Origin of the sequence: Curtobacterium sp. BRB10, from assembly GCF_031844325.1 — a bacterium.
GTDB classification, from domain to species: domain Bacteria; phylum Actinomycetota; class Actinomycetes; order Actinomycetales; family Microbacteriaceae; genus Curtobacterium; species Curtobacterium poinsettiae_A.
In genome coordinates, this window is the sequence record NZ_JAUZVA010000004.1 from 345,595 (window position 1) to 369,954 (window position 24,360).

Here is a 24,360-nt window from a genome sequence, read left to right on the forward strand (position 1 = left end):
CATGTCGCACTACCTGTACCTCGTCCGGCACGGCGAACACCAGGACGCCGAACACGGCCTGCGGGACGGCAAGCTCTCCGAACGCGGCAAGCGTCAGGCGACCCTGATCGCGGACCGTCTCGGCGGCGTGCCCTTCGACGGCGTGTACCACTCGCCGCTCGAGGCCCCGAGCGAGACGGCCGCGTTCCTGTCGCAGCGCCTGCCGTCGATCCAGCCCGAGCCCTCGACACTGCTGTTCGACTGCATCCCGTCGGGCCCGACCCCGGACATGCCGCACGCCTACCAGGGCTGGTACGGCGGCATCACCGAAGAGGAGATCGTCGCCGGGCAGGCCCAGATGGGCGACGCCGTGTCGGAGTGGTTCACCCCGGCGCGGGAGGACCGGCACGACCTGCTGATCACCCACAACGCGGTGATCGGCTGGTTCGTGCGCGAGGCGTTCCAGGCCCCCGAGTGGCGGTGGATGGGCACCAACGTCGCGCACACCGCCCTCACGATCATCCGGATCCGCTCGGCGAAGCCCGCCGAGGTGGTCACGCTGAACGACCTGGCCCACCTGCCGGTGGAGCTGCGCACCGGTCTGCCGGTCGACCAGCCGGTCTAGCGGCTGCCCGTCCGGTCGTGCGACGGCGCGGCCGGGAGGCCCGTGGCGGCTCAGACAATCGGCTTGCGGTACCAGGCGGTCGCGTTCGGGTTCTCGTTGAACGGCTCGACCCGCTGGTACCCGCGGCCGCGGTACATCGCGCCGGCCGCCACCAGCGAGTCGTTCGTGTCGAGGACGATGCTCGTCGCACCGAGGCCGGCGCCGGCCCGCTCGAGCAGGTCCATCACGGCCGTCGCGACGCCCTGGCCGCGCCCGGGTGGCGCCACGAAGACGTGCTTGACCTCGAACCGGACGTCGACGGCACCGGACGTGTCGACCCCGTCCGCGATCCGGCGGAGGCCGCCACAGCCGACCGCGACGCCGTCGTAGTACGCCACCGCGAACACCCCGTTCGGCGGCGTGAACTCGGCCGCGGGGGTGCGCTTCCGCGAGTACGTGCCCTGCGCGCTCGGGAACGTCGCCTCGCGCTCGTCCAGGTACGCGTCGAGCAGCGCGTCGACCTCGGGCAGATCGGCCGGCACGGTCCTGACCTCGACTGACATGCGTCGATCCTAGGATGGACCGCATGGTCACTCCCGTCGCCGTCGTCGGCGCCACCGGTCGTCTCGGGGGCCTCGTCGCGTCCGTCGTCGAGGAACTCCCGGAGTTCGAGCTCGTCGCCCGTCTGTCGTCGAAGGACGGCGCGCACGAGGCGCCGCCGTCGGTCTTCGGCGGCGCGGCCCTGGTGGTCGACGTGACGGTGCCGTCGCTCAGCCCGGCGATCGTGGAGAACGCGCTGTCGAGCGGCGCGAACGTGCTCGTCGGCACCTCCGGCTGGTCGCTCGACCGGCTCGCGAAGCTCCGCACCGCGCTGCAGGAACGTCCGGACCAGGGGGTGCTCGTGGTCCCGAACTTCTCGATCGGCTCCGTGCTCGGCACCCACCTGGCGACGATCGCGGCTCCGTGGTTCCCCGCCGCCGAGATCGTCGAGACCCACCACGCCGGCAAGATCGACTCGCCCTCGGGCACCGCGGTGCGCACCGCCGAGCTGATGGCCGACGCCCGGCGCGAGGTCGGTCCCGTCGACGCCCCGCACGTCGACCAGCGCGCCCGCGGCCAGCAGGTCGCCAGCGTGCCCGTCCACTCGCTCCGCCTGCCCGGGGTGAAGGCCGTGCAGGACGTCGTGCTGAGCGGCCCCGGCGAGACGCTGACGATCCGACACGACACCAACGACGACGTCGCCTACGTCGCGGGCATCCGTGCGGCGCTGGCGGACGTGGTGTCGGCGCGGGGCCTCACCGTGGGCCTCGGCAGCGTCCTCGGCATCGGCTGAGGCGTCATGAGTCGGATGGAGCGGGCCGGACGCACGATCCGCTCGCCGTTCTGGGGCGCGGCGCTCATGGCGGTGCTGCTCGCCCTGTACATCGTGCTGGTCGGCCAGCGCGCCGTCGCCTTCATCGCGACCGGCATCCCGATCGGCATCGGCATCGGTGTCGCATTGTTCGTCGTCGCCGCGATCGGAGCGCTCCTGCTCGTGCTGGAGTTCCGCTTCGGCATCCGCATCACCCGGCTCGGCGCGCGGCTCGAGGCCGAGGGCGGCACCCCGGATGACGTCGTCCCGGTGCGGCCGTCGGGCCGGCCGATCCGCGATGCCGCCGACGAGCTGTTCCCGCGGTACCGAGACGCGGTCGAGCAGGACCCGGCCGACTGGCGTGCCTGGTACCGGCTCGGCGTGGTCTACGACGCCGCCGGTGACCGCAAGCGTGCGCGATCGGCGATGCGCACCGCCCTGGCGCGCGCCGCCGACCGCTGACCCCGGGGCCGGCGTCGGATCAGAAGACGGCGTCGATCGCGTCCGCCGCCTGCGTGTACCGGAACGTGTAGCCGGACTCGAGCAGCTTCGTGGGGACCATCCGCTGGCTCGACAGGAGCATGTCGTCGGCGGCGTCCCGCAGCGCAAGGCGCAGGGCGAACTCGGGGATCCGGAAGCGGTACGGGCGGTGCAGGACCTCGGCGACGTGCTTCGTGATGCGGTCGGCGACAACGGGCTCAGGGCCCGCCAGGTTCACCGGCCCGGAGACGTCGGGCGCCGCGGTCGCCAGGTGCACGATCGCGCCCACCTCGTCCTCGAGCGCGATCCACGGCCAGTGCTGGCCACCGGTGCCCAGCCGGCTGCCGACGCCGAGCTTCGTCAGCGGGACGAGCGGCGCGAGTGCACCGCCGCCCTTGCCGATGACGATGCCGGTGCGGAGCGTGACGACGCGGACCCCGGCGGGAGCGGCGTTCGCGGCGGCTTCCCACGCGGTGCAGACGTCGGCGAGGAATCCCGTGCCCGGGGCGGCGTCGTCCTGCAGCACGTCGGCCGGGCGGTCGCCGTACACGCCCGAGGCCGAGCCCGACAGGAACAGCGCCGGGGGAGTGGCGGCGTGCCGCATCGCCTCGACCAGGGTGTCGGTGGCGTCGATGCGCGAGCTGCGGATCTCCCCGCGGTAGGCGTCCGTCCACGGCAGCTTGCCGATGTTCGCGCCGGCCAGGTTGATCACCACGTCGGCTCCGTCGAGGATCGCTGGGTCGAGCGGACGCCGCCCCGGCGCCCAGCGGAACTCGGTCGCGGTGCGCGCTTCGCGGCGGACGAGCGTGGTGACGTGGTGCCCCGCCGCGCGCAGGGCGCGGACGAGGGGCGTTCCGATGAACCCGGACGAGCCGGCCACCAGGATCGAGAGCGGTTGTTCCGTCGTGTCGGGCATGCCCGCAACGCTACTCACACCGACGTAGGCTTCTGTGTGTGACCGACAGCGAGACCGTACAGCCCGACGCCTCCGTCCCGACCCCCTACGAAGACCTGCTCCGCCGGGTCCTGACCGAGGGAACGCCGAAGGGCGACCGCACCGGCACCGGCACCCGCAGCCTGTTCGGCGCGCAGCTCCGCTACGACCTGTCGAAGGGGTTCCCCCTCGTCAGCACGAAGCGCGTGCACTTCAAGTCGGTCGCGTACGAGCTCCTCTGGTTCCTCCGCGGCGAGGGCAACGCCACCTGGCTGCAGGAGCACGGTGTCCGGATCTGGAACGAATGGGCGGACGCCGACGGCGACCTCGGTCCGGTGTACGGCGTGCAGTGGCGTTCGTGGCCCACCCCCTCGGGTGAGCACGTCGACCAGATCGCCCAGGTCATCGACCAGATCAGGACGAACCCGGACAGCCGCCGGCTCATCGTCTCGGCGTGGAACGTCGCCGACGTGCCGGACATGGCACTCGCCCCGTGCCACGCGTTCTTCCAGTTCTACGTCAACGACGGCAAGCTCTCGTGCCAGCTCTACCAGCGGAGCGCCGACATGTTCCTCGGCGTCCCGTTCAACATCGCCTCGTACGCGCTGCTGACCCACATGATCGCTGCGCAGACCGGGCTCGAGGTCGGCGACTTCGTCTGGACCGGCGGCGACTGCCACATCTACGACAACCACGTCGAACAGGTCGAGGAGCAGCTGTCCCGCACGGCGTACCCGATGCCGACGCTCGAACTCGCTCCGCGCGACTCGATCGACGACTACGAGTACGAGGACTTCACCGTCGTCGGCTACGAGCACCACCCGGCGATCAAGGCCGCGGTCGCCGTCTGATGATCGGCATGGTCTGGGCCCGTTCGACCACCGGTGTCATCGGTGCCGACGGCGGCATGCCCTGGCACGTGCCCGAAGATCTGGCGCACTTCAAGCAGGTCACCGGCGACGCGACCGTGCTGATGGGCCGGCGCACCTGGGAGTCCCTGCCCGAGCGCTTCCGGCCGCTGCCCGGTCGGCGCAACGTCGTGCTCACCCGTGACACGACGTGGACCGCCGACGGCGCCGAGGCCGTGCACGACCTGCAGGCCGCGCTCGAGGGTGCCGACGGCGCCGACGAGACCGTGTGGGTGATCGGGGGCGGTCAGGTCTACGCCGCCGCACTCGACGCGGCCGACCACGTCTCCGAGACCCTCATCGACGTCGACGTGCCCGGCGACACCGTCGCACCGATGCTCGGCGAGGCGGCCGGCTGGAAGCTCACCGACGAGGGCCCGTGGCAGGAGTCCCGGAACGGCGGCACCCGCTACCGGTTCCTGGAGTGGCAGCGCCGCGCCTGAGCACGCGCACGGGCCGGGCGTGACCGGCGTGACGGACGTGATCCGGGCCTCCCGGTCGCGCCGCAGGCGGTCCACCGTCCACACGGACGGCGGTCCTCGCGCGCATCCCCGGTACGCTGGTGCCCGTGTCCCCGCGTGAGAATCCCTTCGGTCAGGTCCTCGTCGCCCTCGTGACCCCGTTCACGGCCGACGGCGAGGTCGACTGGCCCGGCGTCGAGCAGCACATCGACGACTGCATCACCGCCGGCGCCGACGGCATCGTCGTCACCGGCACGACCGGCGAGACGTCGACGCTGACCGACCCGGAGAAGCTCCGTCTGGTCGAGGTCGGCAAGTCCGTCGCGGCCGGCCGCGCGAAGATCATCACGGGCGGTGGCTCGAACGAGACCGCACACGCGATCCACCTGTACAAGCAGAGCGAGCAGGCCGGCGCGGACGGCGTGATGATCGTCACGCCGTACTACAACAAGCCGACGCAGTCGGGTGTCCTCACCCACTTCCGGATGATCGCGGACGCCACCGACCTGCCGGTGATCCTGTACGACATCCCGGGCCGCACCGGCATCCCGATCACGTACGACACGATCCTGCGTGCGTCGAAGCACCCGAACATCCTCGCCGTGAAGGACGCCAAGGGCGACTTCGCCGAGGTCTCGCGGGTGCTGAACAACACCGACCTCATGTACTTCTCCGGCGACGACACGAACGTGCTCCCGCACCTGTCGATCGGCGCCACCGGCCTGATCGGCGTGACCGCGAACATCACGAGCGCGCCGTACCGCACCATCGTCGACGCCGTGAACCGGGGCGACCTGGCGACCGCGACGGCTGAGCACAAGCGACTCGAGCCGCTCGTCCGCGCCGTGATGACGCACGTTCCCGGTACCGTGGCCGCGAAGTACATCCTGCACGGACTCGGCCGCATCGGCAGTCCGCGCGTCCGACTGCCGCTCGTCGGCCCGGAGGACTCCGAGGCGTACGCCATCGAGACCTCCCTCGAAGCCGTGCGCGACGTGCCCGGCGCCGACTTCTCGAACTTCCGCCCCGACCGCAACGCGGCGGCCGGCGGTGCACTACCGAAGGTGCCAGGCACCACCCGCTAGCGAACACCGCGGCGCGCAGCACGCGCGTCGCCCGAATCCGTAGGACCGAATGCCCACACAAGTCTCCGAACCGCAGCCGCTCGAAGCCGGCACCCTCCGCGTCGTCCCCATCGGGGGCCTCGGCGAGATCGGTCGCAACATGACCGTCTACGAGTACGAGGGCAAGCTGCTCATCGTCGACGCCGGCGTGCTGTTCCCCGAGGAGCACCAGCCCGGTGTCGACCTGATCCTGCCGGACTTCTCGCCGATCCGTGACCGCCTCGACGACGTCCTCGGTGTCGTGCTCACGCACGGCCACGAGGACCACATCGGCGCCGTCCCGTACCTGCTCAAGCTCCGCGACGACATCCCGCTGATCGGCTCCACGCTGACCCTCGCGCTCGTCGAGGCGAAGCTCAAGGAACACCGGATCAAGCCGTACACGCTCGTCGTGGCCGAGGACCAGACCGAGCAGATCGGCCCGTTCCACCTCGAGTTCGTCGCCGTGAACCACTCCATCCCGGACGCCCTGGCCGTCGCGATCACGACCCCCGCCGGTCGGGTGCTGCACACGGGTGACTTCAAGATGGACCAGCTCCCGCTGGACGACCGCATCACCGACCTCCGTGCGTTCGCCCGTCTCGGCGAGGCCGGCGTGGACCTGTTCCTGCCGGACTCCACGAACGCCGACGTGCCGGGCTTCACCGCTCCGGAGCGCGACATCGGCCCGGTGCTCGAGAACATCATCATGCGCGCCCGCAAGAAGGTCGTCGTCGCGAGCTTCTCGTCGCACGTGCACCGCGTGCAGCAGGTCCTCGACGCCGCCGCGGCAGCGAACCGCAAGGTCGCGTTCATGGGGCGCTCGATGATCCGCAACATGACGATCGCCGCCGACCTCGGGTACCTGCGGGTGCCGGAGAACGTGCTCATCGACACGAAGAAGGCGAAGAACGTCCCCGACGACCAGATCGTCTACATGTCGACCGGGTCGCAGGGCGAGCCGATGGCCGTCCTGGCCCGCATGGCGAACCTCGAGCACCAGATCGAGATCGGCGAGGGCGACACCGTCATCCTCGCGTCCTCGCTCATCCCGGGCAACGAGAACGCCGTGTACCGCGTCATCGACGGGCTGACCAAGCTCGGCGCGAAGGTCGTGCACAAGGGCAACGCGAAGGTGCACGTTTCCGGACACGCTTCTGCCGGCGAGCTGCTCTACTGCTACAACATCCTGCGGCCGCGCAACGTGCTCCCCGTCCACGGCGAGCACCGCCACCTGTACGCGAACGCCGACCTGGCGATCCAGACGGGTGTCCCGCCGCGCAACGTGATCCTCGGGCAGGACGGCATCGTCGTCGACCTGAAGGACGGCGTCGCGACGGTCGCCGGCCAGCTCGACATCGGCTACGTCTACGTCGACGGCTCCACCGTCGGCGAGATCACCGACGCGGACCTGAAGGACCGCCGCGTCCTGTCGGAAGAGGGCTTCATCTCGATCTTCTGTGCGGTGGACTTCACCACCGGGCAGTGCGTGATCGGTCCGGAGATCCAGTCGCGCGGCTTCGCCGAGGACGACTCCGTGTTCGACGACGTCCGCCCGCAGATCGCCAAGGCGATCTCCGAGGCTGCCGCGAACGGCACGCGCGACTCGCACGCCTTCGCGCAGGTCGTCCGTCGCACCGTCGGCCGCTGGGTGAACACGAAGCACCGTCGTCGTCCGATGATCGTCCCGGTGGTCATCGAGGCGTAGGGTTCGTCCCCGCTCTGGAGGCCCGTCCAGCGTCCGTCACGGACGCTGCGGCGGGCCTTCCTGCGTTTGTCCTGAGCGGGCGTTAGGGTTCTGCCCATGGCCGGAGGCACCAAGTCGACCACGCGCTCGCGCGCGTCCACGTCGTCCCGTGGCAACGGGACGCGCGGTTCGTCGCGCACCCAGGCCACGACGAAGAAGCTGCCGCAGGCCGCACCCACGCCGGTGTTCCGCGAGCAGAACCCGCTCGTGACCTTCTGGCTCGCGATGGCGCACGGCGTCGGCGCGATGTTCCGGCTGCTCGGCAAGGAGACCCTCGAGAAGGACCAGCGGCGCGACGGGTTCCCGTTCCTGCTGTTCCTGCTGGCCATCGCCGGCGGGGTCGTCGAGTGGCTCAACCCGACCAACAGCGTCTCCGTCGCACTCGACGCGTACACGTTCGGCGGGCTGTTCGGACGTCTGGCGTTCGCCCTGCCCGTCATCATGATCGTATTCGCCGGGTGGCTGTTCCGGCACCCGGCCTCGGTGCACGACAACACCCGGATCGGCATCGGCCTGGGCATCCTGATCGTGTCGATCGCCTCGCTCTGCCACGTCTTCGGTGGCCGACCGAGCGCGGCCGACGGCATGCCCGCGCTGGCCGCCGCCGGTGGGGTGCTGGGCTGGGTGGTCATCGGCTGGCTCGTGACGATCGCGACCGCCTGGGTGGCCGTCCCCGTGGCGATCGTGCTGCTCGTGCTCTCGCTCTTCATCATCACCAAGACGCCGCCGAACAAGCTCGGGCGACGCCTGCACGAGCTCTACGCCTACCTGTTCGGCGCCCCGGCCCCCGCAGCAGAACCCGAGGCCGACGCCGCCGCCGTGGCGGAGCCCGCCGCCCGCGCCCGCACGTCGAAGCGCGGCAAGAAGGGCGACACCGACTTCCAGCTGTTCGACGACCTCGGGTTCGGTGACGAGCCGGCCGCTGCCGACGCCGAGGCCGGGGGCGACAACGTGCCGTGGTGGCGCCGGAACAAGTCCGGCCGCGAAGAGGACCCGGCGTACGACAGCCCCGTGCTGCCCCCGGCCACCGGGGTCGCCCCGGCTGCCGCTGCGGTCGCACCAGCTGCGCCCGTCGTGCCCGCTGCGCCCGCCGTGAGCCCGAACGCCGGTGCAGCCGCCGGGCTCGTCGACCTCACGCCGGCCGAGCCCGCGTCGGTCAACCTCAACGACTCCGTCGAGCAGGACCTGCAGGACGCCGAGCAGGCCCTCCGCGCGTTCGGCACCGACGTCCCCGCGCGGCCGGAGCCGACCGCCGACATCCGTCCCGCGGTGCCCGAGGTGCTGGCCGAGCCCGAGATCGTCGACGAGCCAGAGGACATCGACGCCGCCGCCGAGCTCAGCGCGGCCGCCGCCGGTGCCGACGACGATCCGTCGAAGCCCTACCGACTGCCCGCCGCCACGACGCTGAGCTCCGGGACGCCCTCGGTCGCGCGGAGCCAGGCGAACGACGACATCGTCGCCGCCATCACCGGGGTGCTCACCGAGTTCAAGGTCGACGCGAAGGTCACCGGGTTCTCCCGCGGGCCGACGGTGACCCGGTACGAGATCGAGCTCGGCCCCGGCGTCAAGGTCGAGCGCGTCACGGCCCTGTCGAAGAACCTGTCGTACGCGGTCGCCTCGAACGAGGTCCGCATCCTGTCGCCGATCCCGGGCAAGAGCGCCATCGGCGTCGAGATCCCGAACACCGACCGCGAGATCGTCTCGCTCGGCGACGTGCTACGCTCGAACGCCGCCCGCAAGTCGAAGCACCCGATGACGATCGGCGTCGGCAAGGACGTCGAGGGCGGCTTCGTCGTCGCGAACCTCGCGAAGATGCCGCACCTGCTCGTCGCCGGCTCCACCGGTTCCGGCAAGTCGGTGTTCATCAACTCGATGATCACGTCGCTGCTGATGCGCGCGAAGCCGTCCGAGGTCCGCATGGTCCTGGTCGACCCGAAGCGCGTCGAGCTCTCGATCTACGCCGGTGTCCCGCACCTCATCACGCCCATCATCACGAACCCGAAGAAGGCGGCCGAAGCGCTGCAGTGGGTCGTGAAGGAGATGGACATGCGGTACGACGACCTGGCCTCGTTCGGTTTCCGCCACGTCGACGACTTCAACAAGGCGATCGAGAACAACGAGATCGTCCTGCCAGCGGGCAGCGAGCGGAAGCTCAAGCCGTACCCGTACCTGCTCGTCGTCGTCGACGAGCTCGCCGACCTCATGCTCGTGGCGCCGCGCGACGTCGAGGAGTCGATCGTCCGGATCACCCAGCTCGCCCGTGCCGCCGGCATCCACCTGGTGCTCGCGACGCAGCGTCCCTCGGTCGACGTCATCACCGGGCTGATCAAGGCGAACGTGCCGTCGCGCATCGCCTTCGCGGTGACGAGCGTCACGGACTCCCGCGTCATCCTCGACCAGCCCGGCGCCGACAAGCTCATCGGGCAGGGCGACGCGCTCTTCCTGCCGATGGGTTCGTCCAAGTCGCTCCGCGTGCAGGGTGCCTGGGTGCAGGAGGGCGAGGTCGCCGAGGTCGTCCAGCACGTCACGCGGCAGGCGCAGCCCGAGTACCGCCAGGACGTCCAGGCCGTGGTCGAGCGCAAGGAGATCGACGCCGACATCGGCGACGACCTCGAACTGCTGCTCGCGGCCGTCGAGCAGGTCGTGTCGACCCAGTTCGGCTCGACGTCGATGCTGCAGCGCAAGCTCCGCGTCGGCTTCGCCAAGGCCGGTCGCCTGATGGACCTGATGGAGTCGCGCGACATCGTCGGGCCGTCCGAGGGCTCGAAGGCCCGCGACGTCCTGGTGACCGCCGACCAGCTGCCCGCGGTGCTCGCGAAGCTCCGTGGCGAGGAGCCGCCCGCAGCGGCCGCTCCGGCAGCGCCGGCGCCGACGCCGTCCGGCGACGGTGACCGGTACGGCGCCGACCCCGTCGGGGACATGACCCGCGGGTACGATGAAGTCCACGACGAGCCCGATGAGGACGCGTGGGGACTGACGGGCAGGGAGTGACGGCGATGACCGCCTCGGACAGCACGAACACCACGCACGGCGCACGGTTCCCGTGGCGCGGGCGGCTCCTGCGCAAGGGCCCCGGCCCTGCGTCGACCGCGAACGTCGCGAACATCATCACGGTGGTGCGCATCCTCATGGCGCCGCTGTTCTTCGTCCTGCTGCTCACCGACGCCGGCAACGACGGCCCGCTGCGCATCTGGGCCGCGGTCGTCTTCGTCGTGGCGATCGTCACGGACAGCGCCGACGGCATCATCGCCCGTCGGCAGAACCTGGTCACGGACTTCGGCAAGCTCGTCGACCCGATCGCGGACAAGGTGCTCATCGGTGGTGCTCTCGTCGCGCTGTCGATCCTGCAGGAGCTGCCCTGGTACGTGACCGTGCTGATCATGGTGCGCGAGATCGGCATCACGGTCTTCCGGTTCGCGGTGCTCTCCGACCGGGTGATCCCGGCCAGCCGCGGCGGCAAGATCAAGACCGTGCTGCAGGCCGTCGCTCTGACGGCCGCGCTGTTCCCGTGGTGGAACCTGGTCGGCGACTGGGCGCACTGGGTCAACGGCATCCTGATGACGGCCGCGTTCCTGGCAACGATCCTGAGCGGGATCGACTACCTCTGGCAGGCATGGAAGCACAACCGCACCACGGCATGACCGGACCCGAGCGCTCGACGCAGGCCGCGCCTCCCGTCCCGGTCGCATCGGGACTCATCGCCGAACTGACGGCGCGGGGCGAGACGCTCGCCGTGGCGGAGTCGCTGACCGGCGGCCTCGTGGTCGCCACCCTCGTCGACGTGCCGGGCGCGAGCGCCGTCGTCCGCGGCGGCGTCGTGGCCTACGCGACGCCCGTGAAGCACTCCGTGCTCGGGGTCTCGGCGGAGCTGCTCGAAGCCGAGGGCGCCGTGCACCCCGAGGTCGCCCGGCAGATGGCCGCCGGTGTCCGGATCGCGCTGTCGATCGACGGGGAGCCCGCGACGTGGGGGATCAGCACGACGGGCGTCGCCGGCCCGGATCCGCAGGACGGCAAGCCCGTCGGCACCGTGTACGTGGGGATCGCCTCCGCCGTGGGGGCCGAGGCCTTCGAGCTGCACCTCGACGGCGACCGGGGAGCAATCCGGCACGCCACCGTCTCCGAACTCCTTGCACGGATGTCGTCCGAGGTCCGGGGCCGGGAATAGGTCCCGTTTCCACTGGGTTACATCTCACGAAATCTCCAGCAGTACGGCAGCCAGCCTGGCTAACATGCTGCAACCGGCAACGCTAGTGTTGCTGAACCCGAACTCGATCCACCGGACCGAGCGGGCGCGGAGACGACAGAGAGGAGGAGTTCTCATGGTTCTCGTTCGTCAGGAAATCGGCGATGTGCTCCGGGACTTCCGCTTGCAGAAGGGCCGGACCCTCCGTCAGGTCGCGTCCAAGGCCAGTGTCGCGCTCGGGTACCTCAGTGAGGTCGAGCGCGGGCAGAAGGAAGCCAGCTCGGAGATCCTCGCGTCCGTCGCGGATGCGCTGGACACGCCCATCTCGACCATCATGCGTGAAGTGGGTGACCGCCTCGCGATCGTCGAGGGGCTGACCCCCGTCCCCGACACGCTCCCGGACGACCTCGTCGCCGAGTTCGACAACGACCTCGCGGTGCGCTGAGCGCATCGCACCGAACGCCCTCGCCGGTCCTTCCTGGCGGGGGCGTTCTGCGTTCCGGCCCACGCTCACGCGCCTAGGCTGGTCGGATGCGCGTGAGTGAGTTCTGGCGAGCCGTCGACCAGGTGTTCGGAGAGGCCTACGGTTCCGTGGTCACCCGTGACGTCGTGCTCGAGGGGCTCGGCGGTCGCTCCGCCGTGGACGCCCTTGCGGCCGGGATCGACGCCCGCCGCGTGTGGGACGCCCTGTGCGACTCGCAGGACGTCCCGGTGGACCGTCGGCACGGCAAGGGCCTGGCCGAACCCCGGGACTGAGCCGGTTCCGCGGGGCCGGGTACCCGAAACTGTGTTCGGCGTGTTGCTCGAACGCGTGTTCGATCGGTGGTAGCTTCCTCCACAGCGGCGTCGCCCGGGTGTTCCATCCACAGATCGCGTGACCGTCGGCAGTGATGTCGGTGGCTCGCCATAGGTTGATGGACATCGGGAACAGCCCGAAGCCTTGTCGCAGAACCATCGGCCTTGCACCATCGGCCGGCGTGGACGCGACAGCCTACAGGCGGCCGAACACGAGCACGAAGGAGCACCCCATGCCATCACCGGCAGACCGCGAGAAGGCCCTCGAGACCGCACTCGCACAGATCGACAGGCAGTTCGGCAAGGGTGCGATCATGCGCCTCGGTTCGGACGAACGCGCGCCCGTCAACGTCATCCAGACCGGGTCGGTGGCGCTGGACGTCGCGCTCGGCATCGGTGGCCTGCCCCGCGGCCGGATCGTCGAGATCTACGGCCCGGAGTCGTCGGGTAAGACGACCCTCACCATCCACGCCATCGCCAACGCCCAGCGCGCCGGTGGCATCGCGGCCTTCATCGACGCCGAGCACGCGCTCGACCCCGAGTACGCCAAGAAGCTCGGCGTCGACATCGACGCCCTCCTCGTGTCGCAGCCCGACACCGCCGAGCAGGCGCTCGAGATCGCGGACATGCTGGTCCGCTCTGGTTCCATCGACCTCATCGTCATCGACTCCGTCGCTGCCCTCGTGCCCCGCGCCGAGATCGAGGGCGAGATGGGCGACTCGCACGTCGGTCTGCAGGCCCGCCTCATGTCGCAGGCCCTGCGAAAGCTCGCCGGTGGCCTGAACCAGACGCAGACCACGATGATCTTCATCAACCAGCTGCGCGAGAAGATCGGCGTGTTCTTCGGTTCACCGGAGACCACCTCGGGCGGTAAGGCGCTGAAGTTCTACGCGTCCGTCCGCCTCGACATCCGTCGCATCGAGACGCTCAAGAGCGGCACCGACGCGGTGGGCAACCGCACGCGTGTCAAGGTCGTCAAGAACAAGATGGCGCCGCCGTTCAAGCAGGCGGAGTTCGACATCCTGTACGGCGTCGGCATCTCGCGCGAAGGCTCGCTGCTCGACTTCGGTGTCGACCACGGCATCGTGAAGAAGTCGGGTGCCTGGTACACGTACGACGGCGACCAGCTCGGGCAGGGCAAGGAGAACTCGCGTTCCTTCCTGATCCAGAACCCGGAGATCGCCGCCGAGATCGAAGGCAAGATCCTCGCCAAGCTCGGCGTCGGTGGTGCCAAGGCCGAGGACGCCCCGGTCGAGTCGATCGCGCCGAAGCTCGCGGAGCGCAAGGGCGCGTGAGCACCGACCACGACGACGACGGCCTCGCACCGGTCACCGACCTGTTCGGTGCGAGGTCGCGTCGTCGTGCTTCCGTCACCCCCGTGACGCCGGTCATCCCTGCACCGCCCGTGTCTCCGGACGAACCGCGGGACGCCGAGGGCTGGGCGCTGCCCGAGTCCGGCGACGCCCGGGCGGACGAATTCCCGGTGCCGTTCGACGCCGATTCGCCGGTGCCCCTGCACGGTGCCCGCGGGCCGGCAGCATGGGTGTCGCCCGTCATCGGAGACGGCAGCGGGCGCTCGAACCGTGCGGAGCAGGACGGCTACGACTCCGAAACGGCTGACGCCACCACGGCGTCGGTGTTCTCCATCGCCGGCGGCGAGGAGATCGACCCGGCCGACGCACCCCGTCCGCTCGACGAACAGCGCGCGGACGCCGAACGGCTCAGCCTGCGTGCCCTCGGGCGCAAGGGCGTGAGCGAGTCCGAGATGCGGACGCTGCTGCTGCAGCAGGACCTCGACCCCGACGTGGTCGAGCACGAGATCGAGCGGTTGACCCGTGTCGGGCTCCTCGACGACGTCGCCCTCGCCACCGACCTGGTCGATCGGCTGCACGCCCGCAAGGGCCTCGGTCGACAGGGTGTCGTGACGGAGCTCCGTCGCCGGGGCATCGACCAGGTGGCGATCGACACCGCCCTCGACGAAGCCGCCGATGACGAGGACGACGAGTTCATCCGTGCGCAGGAGCTCGCCGACAAGCGTGCACCGCAGATGCGCGGGCTCGACCGGGCCACCGCGGAACGCAGGCTGTCCGGCTTCCTGATGCGCAAGGGCTACAGCTCCGGCGTCGTCCGGATCGCTGTTGCACGTGCGCTCGACGGCGGCGGGAAACGGCCGCCTTCCGGCCGCGGGACCGTACGGTTCGAGTAGTCGCTCCGACCTACACTGGAACGACCATGGCCACCGTCGCAGCGCGCCCCCGCACCTACGAAGTCCGCACCTACGGGTGTCAGATGAACGTGCACGACTCCGAGCGGTTGAGCGGGTCGCTGCAGGCCGCGGGCTACACCGCGGCGGACGGCGAGCAGGCAGATGTCGTCGTCATCAACACCTGCGCGGTGCGCGAGAACGCGGACAACCGTCTCTACGGCAACCTCGGGCAGCTCGCGGGGATCAAGCGGGAGCACCCCGGCATGCAGATCGCGGTCGGCGGGTGCCTCGCGCAGAAGGACAAGAACGTCATCCTCGAGAAGGCGCCGTGGGTCGACGTCGTCTTCGGCACGCACAACATGGGGTCACTGCCGACCCTGCTCGAGCGGGCGCGGCACAACGACGAGGCGCAGATCGAGATCCTCGAGGCACTCGACGTCTTCCCGTCGACGCTGCCCACGAAGCGCGACTCGACGCACAGCGGGTGGGTCTCGATCTCGGTCGGCTGCAACAACACCTGCACGTTCTGCATCGTCCCCTCGCTCCGCGGCAAGGAGAAGGACCGCCGTCCCGGTGACGTCCTGGCCGAGATCCAGGCGCTCGTCGACGACGGCGCGATCGAGGTCACGCTGCTCGGGCAGAACGTGAACTCCTACGGGGTCGAGTTCGGGGACCGACAGGCGTTCGGCAAGCTGCTCCGGGCCGCCGGTGCCATCGAGGGGCTCGAGCGTGTCCGCTTCACGAGCCCGCACCCGGCGGCCTTCACCGACGACGTCATCGACGCGATGGCCGAGACCCCGAACGTGATGCCCCAGCTGCACATGCCGCTGCAGTCGGGTTCCGACCGGGTCCTCAAGGCCATGCGCCGGAGCTACCGCAGCGAGCGGTTCCTCGGCATCCTCGACCGCGTCCGCGCGAAGATCCCGCACGCGGCGATCTCCACCGACATCATCGTCGGGTTCCCCGGCGAGACCGACGCCGACTTCGAGGACACCCTGCGCGTCGTCGAGCAGGCACGGTTCGCCTCGGCGTTCACGTTCCAGTACTCGATCCGCCCGGGCACACCGGCGGCCACGATGGACGACCAGCTGCCGAAGCAGGTCGTGCAGGAGCGTTACGAGCGCCTCGTCGCCCTGCAGGAACGCATCACCGCGGAAGAGAACGCGCTGCAGGTCGGCCGGAGCGTCGAGGTGCTCGTCTCCTCGGGTGAGGGCCGCAAGGACGACGCCACCCGCCGGCTCTCCGGTCGCGCGGAGGACTCCCGGCTCGTGCACTTCACCGTGCCCGCCGGGTCCGAGGTCCCACGCCCGGGCGACGTCGTGACGGTGGACATCACGCGTGCTGCGCCACACTTCCTGCTCGCGGACGACGGCGGTCCGCTGCGTATCCGACGCACCCGGGCCGGTGACGCCTGGGACCGCGCGCAGGCCGAGAGCTGCGGCGTGCCCACGCCCGCTGCCGCCGCGGGTGACGGGCCCCGACCGGTCTCGCTCGGGCTGCCCACGCTCCGTGTCGGGCGCTGAACTCCCCGGGGCTGCGCCGACGAGCGCCGCCTCGCCCGCATCCGGTGACGCCGCGGACTTGATCGCGGTCGTCGGGGCGACGGGCACCGGGAAGTCCGACCTGGGCATCGCGATCGCAGAGCGGCTGCGTGCTGCCGGCCGCCCCGCGGAGATCATCAACGCGGACGCCATGCAGCTGTACCGGGGCATGGACATCGGCACCGCGAAGCTCCCCCCGGCCGAACGGCACGGCATCCCGCACCACCAGCTCGACGTCCTCGACGTCACCGACGAGGCGAGCGTCGCCGCGTACCAGGTCGCTGCCCGGGCCGACGTCGTCCGCATCCAGTCCGACGGTGGTGTGGCCGTCCTCGTCGGGGGCAGCGGCCTGTACGTCTCCGCGGTGCTGTTCGACCTGGCGTTCCCGGGCACCGACCCCGTGCTCCGTGCGCAGCTCGAGCGCGAGCACGAGGAGCTCGGCCCGGGCATCCTGCTCGAGCGACTCCGCGCCCTCGACCCGGCGGCCGCCGCGACGATCGACGCACGCAACCCACGGCGGTTGATCCGTGCACTCGAGATCGCGAGCCGATCCGAGGTCGTGACCCCGAGCCTCCCGGCCGCGCCCCGCGTCTGGCGACCGTCCCGGATCCTGCACCTGCGGCGCGACCGCGAGCAGCTCGTGTCGGCGCTGCACGAGCGGGCGGCGCGGATGTTCGAGGCGGGCCTCGTCGACGAGGTCGCGGCGCTCCGCGAGCAGGGGCTCGAGCGGGGCAGGACCGCGCGCGGCGCCATCGGGTACTCGCAGGCGCTCGAGGTGCTCGCCGGCACAGCCACCCGCGAACAGGCGGTCGAGGCGACCGGCATCGCGACCCGGAAGTACGCCCGGCGGCAGGTGTCGTGGTTCCGCCGGTACGCCGGCGCCGAGACGCTCGACGTCACGGGGGCGGACCGCGGCGACCTGTCGGAACTGGCCCGTAGGATCGTGCCGTGACCGAGCTGCACTTCACCAAGGGCCAGGGGACCGGCAACGACTTCGTCCTGTTCGCCGACCCCGACGCCACCGTCGACCTGACCCCCGAGCGGATCCGCGCCATCGCGGACCGGCGCTTCGGCGTGGGCGGCGACGGCGTGATCCGCGCCGTGCGGTCCGAGGCGATCCCCGAGGGGCGTGCGCTCGTCGCCGTCGAGCCCGAGGCGACGTGGTTCATGGACTACCACAACGCCGACGGCACGGTCGCGGAGATGTGCGGCAACGGCATCCGTGTGTTCGCCCGGTACCTGACCGAGTCCGGCCTGGTCGAGCTCGCTCCCGGCGAGACGCTCACCGTCGGCAGCCGCAAGGGGCTCGTCGACATCCAGCGCACGACGAACGGCTTCGCCGCCGACCTCGGCCGCTGGGGCCTGGGCATCGAGGGCGGTGGCTCCGACGACGTGCTCGTGCGGGCCAAGAACCTCGACGGTGCGCGGCCCGGTATCGGCATCGACGTGGGCAACCCGCACGTGGTCGTCGCCGTCGAGACCGAGGACGAACTGGCCGACCTCGACCTGACCTTCCTGCCGGTGCTCGATCCGGCACCGGACCACGGCGCGAACGTCGAGTTCGTGCTGCCCGGCGATCCGCTCATCAAGGACGGCGTCGGTGAGATCACGATGCGGGTGCACGAACGGGGGAGCGGGGAGACGCTCTCGTGCGGCACCGGGGCAGTCGCGGCCGCCCTCGCCACGCGCTACTGGGTCGGCGCGGGGGCGCCGGACACCTGGCGCGTGCGGGTGCCGGGCGGGCTGCTGACGGTGCGGATGACGGCGACCGAGGACGGCGAGCACGTGTCGCTGTCCGGTCCCGCCGAGCTGGTGTTCTCGGGCGACCTGACGGTCTGACGCGGGGTGGTCGCGGAGCGGCGGCGCGCGGTCGCTCGCTCCGCGGTGCTTCGTGAGCAGGAATGGTCGGGTGCGCCCCGGCGACCCGACCATTCCTGCTCACGAAGTGCACGCACACGAAGTGCACGCACACGAGGTGCACGCACACGAAGTGCGGACGCGCCCTACGCGCTGCGGCGCACCCGGATGACTCGGAACCCCTTCGCCGTCGACTCCCGGGTGACCGCGAACTCCGAGCCGAGCGACCCGACGAGCCACTTCTGCAGCGAGTCACCCCCGAGGTCCTTCGACACGACGAGCCAGGCGTCGCCCCCGACCTCGAGCCGGGGTAGCCACGTCAGCAGGATCTGGTGCAGCTCGTCCTTGCCGACACGGATCGGCGGGTTCGACCAGATCGTGCGGAAGCGCAGGTCAGCCGGCACGTCGTCGGGCAGGGCGATCGTGACGTTCGACGCCCCCGCAGCAGCCGCGTTGGCGCGCGCGAGCCCGAGCACCCGCTCGTTGACGTCGACGCCCCACACGTGGGCGTCGGGGGACTGCAGGGCCATCGTGATCGCGATCGGCCCCCAGCCGCAGCCGATGTCGAGCAGTGCTCCGTCGGCAGCGGGTGCCGGCACCGAGCCGAGCAGGACCTTCGTGCCGCGGTCGATCCCGTCGGGGCTGAAGACGCCCGCCGCGGTCGACAGGGTGAGGGGCTGACCGGCGAGCGTGACGTGCACCTGGCGCTGGCGGACCTCCGACGAAGGAGTGGCCGAGAAGTAGTGGTCGTTCGCCATGGATGAACCGTACCGGCAACCGAGTGTGTCGGAGGGCCTCCGGAGGTAGCCTGTGCACAGGATGACGGATACCCATCAGCAGAACCACCAGACCAACGACGACAGCGCAGACGGTGTCGTCGAGAGGGTGTTGCGCAACGCAGACCACCGCGCAGCATCGTCCATCTTCGCACCCGCCCAGGCCATCCAGACGCAGTCGGTCGACGACCGCAGCTGGACCGGCGACGGCGACCAGTACGACCGTGAGGACCGTGCGGCGCTGCGCCGTGTCGCCGGCCTTTCCACCGAACTCGAGGACGTCACCGAGGTCGAGTACCGCCAGCTGCGGCTCGAGCAGGTCGTCCTGATCGGCGTGTACCCCCAGGGCGACGCCTCGGACGCCGAGAACTCCCTCCGCGAGCTCGCGGCACTCGCCGAGACCGCGGGCGCCGTGGTGCTCGACGGGCTCCTCCAGCGTCGGCCGAACCCGGACCCGGCAACCTACCTGGGCAAGGGCAAAGCCCAGGAGCTCGCGATGGTCGTCAAGGCCACCGGTGCCGACACGGTCATCGCCGACACCGAACTCGCACCCTCGCAGCGTCGTGCGCTCGAGGACGTCGTGAAGGTGAAGGTCATCGACCGCACGGCCGTCATCCTCGACATCTTCAGCCAGCACGCGAAGACCCGCGAGGGGAAGGCGCAGGTCGAACTCGCTCAGCTGCAGTACCTGCTGCCTCGACTGCGCGGTTGGGGTGACTCGATGTCCCGGCAGGCCGGTGGCCAGGTCTCCGGAGGCGCTGGTATGGGCTCTCGTGGCCCCGGTGAGACGAAGATGGAGCTCGACCGCCGCAAGATCCACACGCGGATGGCGAAGCTCCGCCGGCAGATCGCCGGGTTCACCCCGGCCCGTGAGGCCAAGCGCGCCGAGCGCAACCGCAACGAGGTGCCGAGCGTCGCGATCGCGGGCTACACCAACGCCGGCAAGTCGTCGCTGTTGAACAGGCTCACGAGCGCGGGTGTGCTCGTGCAGAACCAGCTGTTCGCGACGCTGGACGCCACGGTCCGTCGGACCGAGAGCGCCAAGGGCCGGGAGTTCACGTTCGTCGACACGGTCGGCTTCGTCCGCAACCTGCCGCACCAGCTCGTCGAGGCCTTCCGCTCCACCCTCGAAGAGGTCGGCGACGCCGACGTCATCGTGCACGTGGTCGACGGCTCGCACCCCGACCCCGGGGCGCAGCTGTCCACCGTGCGCGAGGTCATCGGCGACGTCGGTGCGGGTGACATCCCGGAGATCGTCGTCTTCAACAAGGCAGACCTGATCGACGACGCGCAGCGCCTGGTGCTCATCGGGCTCGTGCCGGACGCGGTGTTCGTGTCGGCGCGCACGGGCGAGGGCATCCCGGAGCTCCTCGGCGTCATCGAGGACCGCCTGCCGGAGCCCGACGCCGACCTGACGATCGTGGTGCCGTACGACCGCGGCGATCTGGTGTCGTCGCTCCACGACACCGGTTCGGTCGAGTCCGTCGACTACGTCGAGGACGGCACGCGCCTGCGGGTGCGCGTCTTCCAGCGGCAGGTCGCCGAACTCGAGCCCTACGTGGTCACGCCGGTCCCGACCGTCTGAGGGTCGCCTCCGGCGGGCGCTGCTGCGCGGCCTGGAGGCCCGTCACCGGCCCGCCGACGTCGTCACGTCGCCGGGACGCTCCGGAACACACGGAACGCCGCCGGATCCCGGCGGCGTTCCGTCGTGCAGGTCAGAGGGAGCGGAGGACGGCGACGACCTTGCCGAGCACCGAGGCCGCGTCGCCGAGGATCGGCTCGAAGGCGGAGTTGCGCGGCAGCAGCCACGTGTGACCGTCGCGCTGACGGAAGACCTTGACCGTCGCCTCCTCGTCGAGCATGGCCGCGACGATGTCTCCGTTCTCGGCGGTCTGCTGCGACCGGACGACGACCCAGTCGCCGTCGCAGATCGCGGCGTCGATCATCGACTCACCGACGACCTTGAGCATGAAGAGCTCGCCGGTGCCGACGAGCTGGCGGGGGAGCGGGATGATCTCGTCGACGTGCTGCTCGGCGGTGATCGGCACACCGGCGGCGATCCGGCCGACGAGCGGCACGAGCGTGGTGGCGTCGATGTCCGGGCCGCTGACGTCGGACGCCGGCTCGTCCACCAGCACCTCGAGTGCACGGGGGCGGTTCGGGTCGCGGCGGATCCAGCCCCCGAGCTCGAGCTGGCCGAGCTGGTGGGAGACGCTGGAGAGCGAGGAGAGCCCGGCGGCGTCGCCGATCTCGCGCATGCTCGGCGGGTAGCCCCGTGAGGCGATCGACGCACGGATCGCGTCGAGGATCGCCTGCTGCTTCGGCGTCAGCGGCTTCTGGCCCCGCAGTTCGTCCACCACGTCGTCTCGCTTTCGTCGGTGCCGGTCCGGCCGCGGCGGGAATGTCGGTGGTCCCCGTCAGGCTTGTCCCAGTCGATCGAAACAGTATCCGACCAGCCAGGGCCGGACAAACACCTGTTCGAGCGCGTCGCAAGAAAACCCCGCAGAAATCCTCTCCCAGGACTTGTGCGTCGTCTGATTCGAAACTATGTTCGGTACACGACTTCGGTTCCACCGAACGGGAAGGCAACAACGACATGAGCACCATCGCCATCGCTGACATCCAGCGCACCGCGGCGCCCGCCGTGCGTACCCGCCTGCGTCTGACGCGTCGCGGCCGCATCGTCTTCACGACGCTCGCCGCGCTCCCGCTCCTCATCGTCGTCGCCCTCGGCGTGCTGAACGGTGGGCAGGCTTCCGCCGGTGACGCCACCGCCGGCGGCGCCCGCACCCAGTTCGAGACCGTGACGATCCAGCCGGGCGAGACGCTCTGGCAGCTCGCCGAGCAGACGGCGCCGAACTCGGACCCGCGCGACTTCGTGCAGGACGTCGTGAGCCTCAACGCCCTCGACGGCTCCGCGCTGCAGGCCGGCGAAGAGATCGCCATCCCCACCAAGTACACCGACGGCGAGTAGCCACTCGGGCAGCGCCGTCCGGACGGCTGGTCGTCGCACGGTGGCTGCGGCCTACGATGGATCGGTGGCATTCACGCTCGAAGACCTCCCGATCCGAGACGACCTGCGCGGGCAGAGCCCGTACGGCGCTCCGCAGAAGCACGTCCGCGTGCAGCTCAACGTCAACGAGAACACGCATCCCGTTCCGGACGACGTCGCTGCCGACATCGTCGAGTCGATCCGGCAGGCCCTGCTGACGGTCAACCGGTACCCGGACCGCGAGTTCACCGAGCTCCGGCAGTCCCTCGCGGACTACCTCGGGCACGACCTGACCGCCGAACAGCTCTGGGCGGCCAACGGGTCGAACGAGGTGTTGCAGCAGCTCCTCCAGGCGTTCGGTGGGCCCGGTCGCTCGGTGCTCGGGTTCCCGCCCACGTACTCCATGCACTCGATCCTCGCGTCGGGTACCGGCACCACGTGGATCCCGGCCCAGCGGGACGACGCGTTCCGCATCTCGCCCGAGACCGTCGTCGCGGCCATCCGCGAGCACCAGCCGGACATCGTGTTCCTGTGCGGGCCGAACAACCCGACGGGCACCCCGCTCGAGATCGAGACCATCGCGGCCGCCTACGACGCCACCGACGGGATCGTGATGGTGGACGAGGCCTACGCCGAGTTCATGCCGTCCGATGCCCCGAGCGCCCTCACGCTGCTGCCCGGTCGTGAGCGCCTCGTGGTCTCCCGCACGATGAGCAAGGCGTTCGCGTTCGCGGGCGCCCGGGTCGGGTACATGGCCGCGCACCCCGCCGTCGTCGACGCGGTCCGGCTGGTCCGGCTGCCGTACCACCTGTCCGCGCTCACCCAGGCGGCGGCGATCGCGGCACTCCGGCACGCCCCCGAGATGCTGGCGATGGTGGACGACATCAAGGGGCAGCGCGACCGCATGGTCACCGAGCTCCAGGCCATGGGGTACCGCACCTACGAGACCTGGTCGAACTTCGTCCTGTTCGGTGGTGTCGCCGACCCGCACGCCGCGTTCGAGGCGCTGCTCGAGCGCGACGTCATCGTGCGCGACCTCGGCATCCCGAACCACCTGCGGGTGAGTGCGGGGACCGAGGCCGAGACGACCGCGTTCCTCGACGCCATGCGGCAGGTCGCCGCCGAGCAGTCGCCGGTTAGGGTTGAGGCATGACCGCCCGCACCGCTTCGATCAGCCGTTCGACGAGCGAATCGAGTGTCGAACTCGAGCTCGACCTGGACGGCACCGGGATTTCGTCGATCTCGACCTCCGTCCCGTTCTTCGACCACATGCTGACCGCGTTCAGCAAGCACTCCCTGATCGACCTGCGCGTGCGCTCCACGGGCGACACCGACGTCGACGTGCACCACACGGTCGAGGACACCGGCATCGTGCTCGGGCAGGCGATCAAGCAGGCCCTCGGGGACCGCTCCGGCATCGGCCGGTACGGCGACGCCCTGGTCCCGCTCGACGAAGCGCTGGCCCAGGCCGTCGTCGACGTCTCCGGGCGTCCGTTCCTCGTGCACTCCGGCGAGCCCGCGGGCTTCGAGTTCCACCGGATCGGTGGCCACTTCACCGGCTCGATGGTCCGCCACGTGTTCGAGGCGATCACGTTCAACGCAGGCATCACCGTCCACGTCCGCGTGCTCGAGGGCCGCGACCCCCACCACATCGCCGAAGCCGAGTTCAAGGCGTTCGCCCGGGCCGTGCGCAAGGCGGTCGAACCGGACCCGCGCGTCGACGGCATCCCCTCCACGAAGGGCGCCCTGTGACCGCCGCCAAGCCGAACGTCGTCGTCCTCGACTACGGATCGGGCAACGTCCACTCCGCCGCCAAGGCGCTCGAGCGCGCCGGGGCTGACGTCACGCTGACCTCGGACAAGCAGGCGGCGCTCAAGGCGGACGGCCTGCTCGTCCCCGGTGTCGGGGCGTTCGCCGCCGTGATCGACCAGCTCGAGGGCGTGCAGGGCGGCGAGATCGTCGACCACCGCCTGGCCGGCGGGCGACCTGTGCTCGGCATCTGCGTCGGCATGCAGGTCCTGTTCTCGCGGGGCATCGAGCGTGGCGCCGACGTCGAAGGGCTCGGCCAGTGGCCCGGCACCGTGCAGGAGATCCAGGCCGAGGTGCTGCCGCACATGGGCTGGAACACCGTGCAGGCCCCGGAGGACTCCGTGCTGTTCGACGGGCTGCACGACGAGCGTTTCTACTTCGTGCACTCCTACGGCGTGACCGACTTCCCGCTCGAGGCCTACGGGCCGTTCCGTGCGCCCCGTCTGACCTGGGCCGAGCACGGGCAGAAGTTCATCGCCGCGGTCGAGAACGGGCCGCTCACCGCCACGCAGTTCCACCCCGAGAAGTCCGGCGAGCCGGGCATCCGCCTGCTCTCCAACTGGGTGCGTTCGCTCTGAACCCGGCCGGCGCCGCGCGCGACGGCCGTGCCGGACGCGCACCGGGCCTCCCGGCC

At 70.6% G+C, this 24,360-nt stretch carries 26 protein-coding genes; 22 read left to right on the forward strand and 4 right to left on the reverse strand.

Annotation, left to right across the window (positions count from 1 at the left end):
- Nucleotide 1: 1 nt before the first annotated feature.
- Nucleotides 2-604 carry a histidine phosphatase family protein gene (locus Q9R26_RS11030; RefSeq protein ID WP_027464756.1) on the forward strand — a complete coding sequence of 201 codons (603 nt, stop codon included), beginning with the start codon at nucleotides 2-4 and terminating at the stop codon, nucleotides 602-604.
- A gap of 50 nt (nucleotides 605-654) precedes the next feature.
- Here Q9R26_RS11030 and Q9R26_RS11035 read toward each other — a convergent pair whose 3' ends face one another.
- Nucleotides 655-1,146 carry a GNAT family N-acetyltransferase gene (locus Q9R26_RS11035; RefSeq protein WP_311227291.1) on the reverse strand — a complete coding sequence of 164 codons (492 nt, stop codon included), beginning with the start codon at nucleotides 1,144-1,146 and terminating at the stop codon, nucleotides 655-657.
- A 23-nt stretch (nucleotides 1,147-1,169) separates the two neighbouring features.
- Between Q9R26_RS11035 and Q9R26_RS11040 the strand changes: the two genes are divergently transcribed.
- On the forward strand, nucleotides 1,170-1,916 hold the full coding sequence (locus tag Q9R26_RS11040) for a 4-hydroxy-tetrahydrodipicolinate reductase (RefSeq protein WP_247737497.1): 747 nt from the start codon (nucleotides 1,170-1,172) through the stop codon (nucleotides 1,914-1,916).
- A 15-nt stretch (nucleotides 1,917-1,931) separates the two neighbouring features.
- The gene (locus Q9R26_RS11045; protein ID WP_017885925.1) at nucleotides 1,932-2,396 is read left to right on the forward strand and encodes a tetratricopeptide repeat protein; all 465 of its coding nucleotides are present in this window, start codon (nucleotides 1,932-1,934) and stop codon (nucleotides 2,394-2,396) included.
- A gap of 19 nt (nucleotides 2,397-2,415) precedes the next feature.
- Here Q9R26_RS11045 and Q9R26_RS11050 read toward each other — a convergent pair whose 3' ends face one another.
- Nucleotides 2,416-3,330 carry a TIGR01777 family oxidoreductase gene (locus tag Q9R26_RS11050; RefSeq protein ID WP_311227292.1) on the reverse strand — a complete coding sequence of 305 codons (915 nt, stop codon included), beginning with the start codon at nucleotides 3,328-3,330 and terminating at the stop codon, nucleotides 2,416-2,418.
- A 38-nt stretch (nucleotides 3,331-3,368) separates the two neighbouring features.
- Here Q9R26_RS11050 and Q9R26_RS11055 point away from each other — a divergent pair, with 38 nt between their 5' ends.
- The 14 genes from Q9R26_RS11055 to dapF all read left to right on the forward strand — a co-directional run bounded on the left by Q9R26_RS11055 (nucleotide 3,369) and on the right by dapF (nucleotide 18,131).
- Nucleotides 3,369-4,199 (forward strand): thymidylate synthase, encoded by an 831-nt coding sequence (locus tag Q9R26_RS11055; protein ID WP_182066695.1) that lies wholly within the window; start codon nucleotides 3,369-3,371, stop codon nucleotides 4,197-4,199.
- Nucleotides 4,199-4,699: a dihydrofolate reductase gene (locus Q9R26_RS11060; protein ID WP_259581130.1), complete on the forward strand. Its 501-nt coding sequence runs from the start codon at nucleotides 4,199-4,201 to the stop codon at nucleotides 4,697-4,699. The genes Q9R26_RS11055 and Q9R26_RS11060 overlap by 1 nt, the downstream gene beginning before the upstream one ends.
- Before the next feature lie 125 nt (nucleotides 4,700-4,824).
- A complete protein-coding gene (gene dapA / locus Q9R26_RS11065; protein WP_182066693.1) occupies nucleotides 4,825-5,802 on the forward strand; it encodes a 4-hydroxy-tetrahydrodipicolinate synthase in 978 nt (325 codons plus the stop codon).
- Nucleotides 5,803-5,851: 49 nt separating this feature from the next.
- On the forward strand, nucleotides 5,852-7,528 hold the full coding sequence (locus tag Q9R26_RS11070) for a ribonuclease J (RefSeq protein ID WP_182066692.1): 1,677 nt from the start codon (nucleotides 5,852-5,854) through the stop codon (nucleotides 7,526-7,528).
- Between the two features lie 96 nt (nucleotides 7,529-7,624).
- Nucleotides 7,625-10,558, forward strand: a complete 2,934-nt coding sequence (locus Q9R26_RS11075; protein WP_182066691.1) for a DNA translocase FtsK — start codon at nucleotides 7,625-7,627, stop codon at nucleotides 10,556-10,558.
- A 5-nt stretch (nucleotides 10,559-10,563) separates the two neighbouring features.
- Complete coding sequence (pgsA, locus tag Q9R26_RS11080) at nucleotides 10,564-11,208, forward strand: CDP-diacylglycerol--glycerol-3-phosphate 3-phosphatidyltransferase (RefSeq protein ID WP_071405653.1); 645 nt, start codon at nucleotides 10,564-10,566, stop codon at nucleotides 11,206-11,208.
- Nucleotides 11,205-11,732 (forward strand): nicotinamide-nucleotide amidohydrolase family protein, encoded by a 528-nt coding sequence (locus tag Q9R26_RS11085; RefSeq protein ID WP_311227293.1) that lies wholly within the window; start codon nucleotides 11,205-11,207, stop codon nucleotides 11,730-11,732. The genes pgsA and Q9R26_RS11085 overlap by 4 nt, the downstream gene beginning before the upstream one ends.
- A gap of 154 nt (nucleotides 11,733-11,886) precedes the next feature.
- Nucleotides 11,887-12,195, forward strand: a complete 309-nt coding sequence (locus Q9R26_RS11090; RefSeq protein ID WP_027464765.1) for a helix-turn-helix domain-containing protein — start codon at nucleotides 11,887-11,889, stop codon at nucleotides 12,193-12,195.
- 86 nt (nucleotides 12,196-12,281) lie between these two features.
- A complete protein-coding gene (locus Q9R26_RS11095; RefSeq protein ID WP_182066689.1) occupies nucleotides 12,282-12,506 on the forward strand; it encodes a DUF3046 domain-containing protein in 225 nt (74 codons plus the stop codon).
- Nucleotides 12,507-12,778: 272 nt separating this feature from the next.
- Nucleotides 12,779-13,840 (forward strand): recombinase RecA, encoded by a 1,062-nt coding sequence (gene recA / locus Q9R26_RS11100; RefSeq protein ID WP_214530699.1) that lies wholly within the window; start codon nucleotides 12,779-12,781, stop codon nucleotides 13,838-13,840.
- On the forward strand, nucleotides 13,837-14,751 hold the full coding sequence (locus Q9R26_RS11105) for a regulatory protein RecX (RefSeq protein WP_311227294.1): 915 nt from the start codon (nucleotides 13,837-13,839) through the stop codon (nucleotides 14,749-14,751). Before recA ends, Q9R26_RS11105 begins: the two co-directional genes overlap by 4 nt.
- Nucleotides 14,752-14,777: 26 nt before the next feature.
- Nucleotides 14,778-16,274 (forward strand): tRNA (N6-isopentenyl adenosine(37)-C2)-methylthiotransferase MiaB, encoded by a 1,497-nt coding sequence (gene miaB, locus Q9R26_RS11110; protein WP_311227295.1) that lies wholly within the window; start codon nucleotides 14,778-14,780, stop codon nucleotides 16,272-16,274.
- Between the two features lie 58 nt (nucleotides 16,275-16,332).
- The gene (miaA, locus tag Q9R26_RS11115; RefSeq protein ID WP_311227346.1) at nucleotides 16,333-17,244 is read left to right on the forward strand and encodes a tRNA (adenosine(37)-N6)-dimethylallyltransferase MiaA; all 912 of its coding nucleotides are present in this window, start codon (nucleotides 16,333-16,335) and stop codon (nucleotides 17,242-17,244) included.
- Nucleotides 17,241-18,131 carry a diaminopimelate epimerase gene (gene dapF / locus Q9R26_RS11120; protein ID WP_259581144.1) on the forward strand — a complete coding sequence of 297 codons (891 nt, stop codon included), beginning with the start codon at nucleotides 17,241-17,243 and terminating at the stop codon, nucleotides 18,129-18,131. The genes miaA and dapF overlap by 4 nt, the downstream gene beginning before the upstream one ends.
- A gap of 164 nt (nucleotides 18,132-18,295) precedes the next feature.
- On the opposite strand, the gene Q9R26_RS11125 is transcribed toward dapF, so the two are convergent.
- Nucleotides 18,296-18,907 (reverse strand): class I SAM-dependent methyltransferase, encoded by a 612-nt coding sequence (locus Q9R26_RS11125; RefSeq protein WP_182066686.1) that lies wholly within the window; start codon nucleotides 18,905-18,907, stop codon nucleotides 18,296-18,298.
- A 61-nt stretch (nucleotides 18,908-18,968) separates the two neighbouring features.
- Between Q9R26_RS11125 and hflX the strand changes: the two genes are divergently transcribed.
- Nucleotides 18,969-20,510, forward strand: a complete 1,542-nt coding sequence (gene hflX / locus Q9R26_RS11130; RefSeq protein WP_182066685.1) for a GTPase HflX — start codon at nucleotides 18,969-18,971, stop codon at nucleotides 20,508-20,510.
- 130 nt (nucleotides 20,511-20,640) lie between these two features.
- Here the strand turns inward: hflX and lexA are convergent, their stop codons facing one another.
- A complete protein-coding gene (lexA, locus tag Q9R26_RS11135) occupies nucleotides 20,641-21,285 on the reverse strand; it encodes a transcriptional repressor LexA (RefSeq protein ID WP_311227296.1) in 645 nt (214 codons plus the stop codon).
- A gap of 236 nt (nucleotides 21,286-21,521) precedes the next feature.
- Here lexA and Q9R26_RS11140 point away from each other — a divergent pair, with 236 nt between their 5' ends.
- The 4 genes from Q9R26_RS11140 to hisH all read left to right on the forward strand — a co-directional run bounded on the left by Q9R26_RS11140 (nucleotide 21,522) and on the right by hisH (nucleotide 24,304).
- On the forward strand, nucleotides 21,522-21,899 hold the full coding sequence (locus tag Q9R26_RS11140) for a LysM peptidoglycan-binding domain-containing protein (protein ID WP_027464774.1): 378 nt from the start codon (nucleotides 21,522-21,524) through the stop codon (nucleotides 21,897-21,899).
- 64 nt (nucleotides 21,900-21,963) lie between these two features.
- Nucleotides 21,964-23,070, forward strand: a complete 1,107-nt coding sequence (locus Q9R26_RS11145; RefSeq protein WP_311227297.1) for a histidinol-phosphate transaminase — start codon at nucleotides 21,964-21,966, stop codon at nucleotides 23,068-23,070.
- The gene (gene hisB, locus Q9R26_RS11150; protein WP_311227298.1) at nucleotides 23,067-23,669 is read left to right on the forward strand and encodes an imidazoleglycerol-phosphate dehydratase HisB; all 603 of its coding nucleotides are present in this window, start codon (nucleotides 23,067-23,069) and stop codon (nucleotides 23,667-23,669) included. The genes Q9R26_RS11145 and hisB overlap by 4 nt, the downstream gene beginning before the upstream one ends.
- Nucleotides 23,666-24,304, forward strand: coding sequence for an imidazole glycerol phosphate synthase subunit HisH (hisH, locus tag Q9R26_RS11155; RefSeq protein ID WP_110893151.1), 639 nt, complete (start codon nucleotides 23,666-23,668; stop codon nucleotides 24,302-24,304). The genes hisB and hisH overlap by 4 nt, the downstream gene beginning before the upstream one ends.
- Nucleotides 24,305-24,360: the final 56 nt, after the last annotated feature.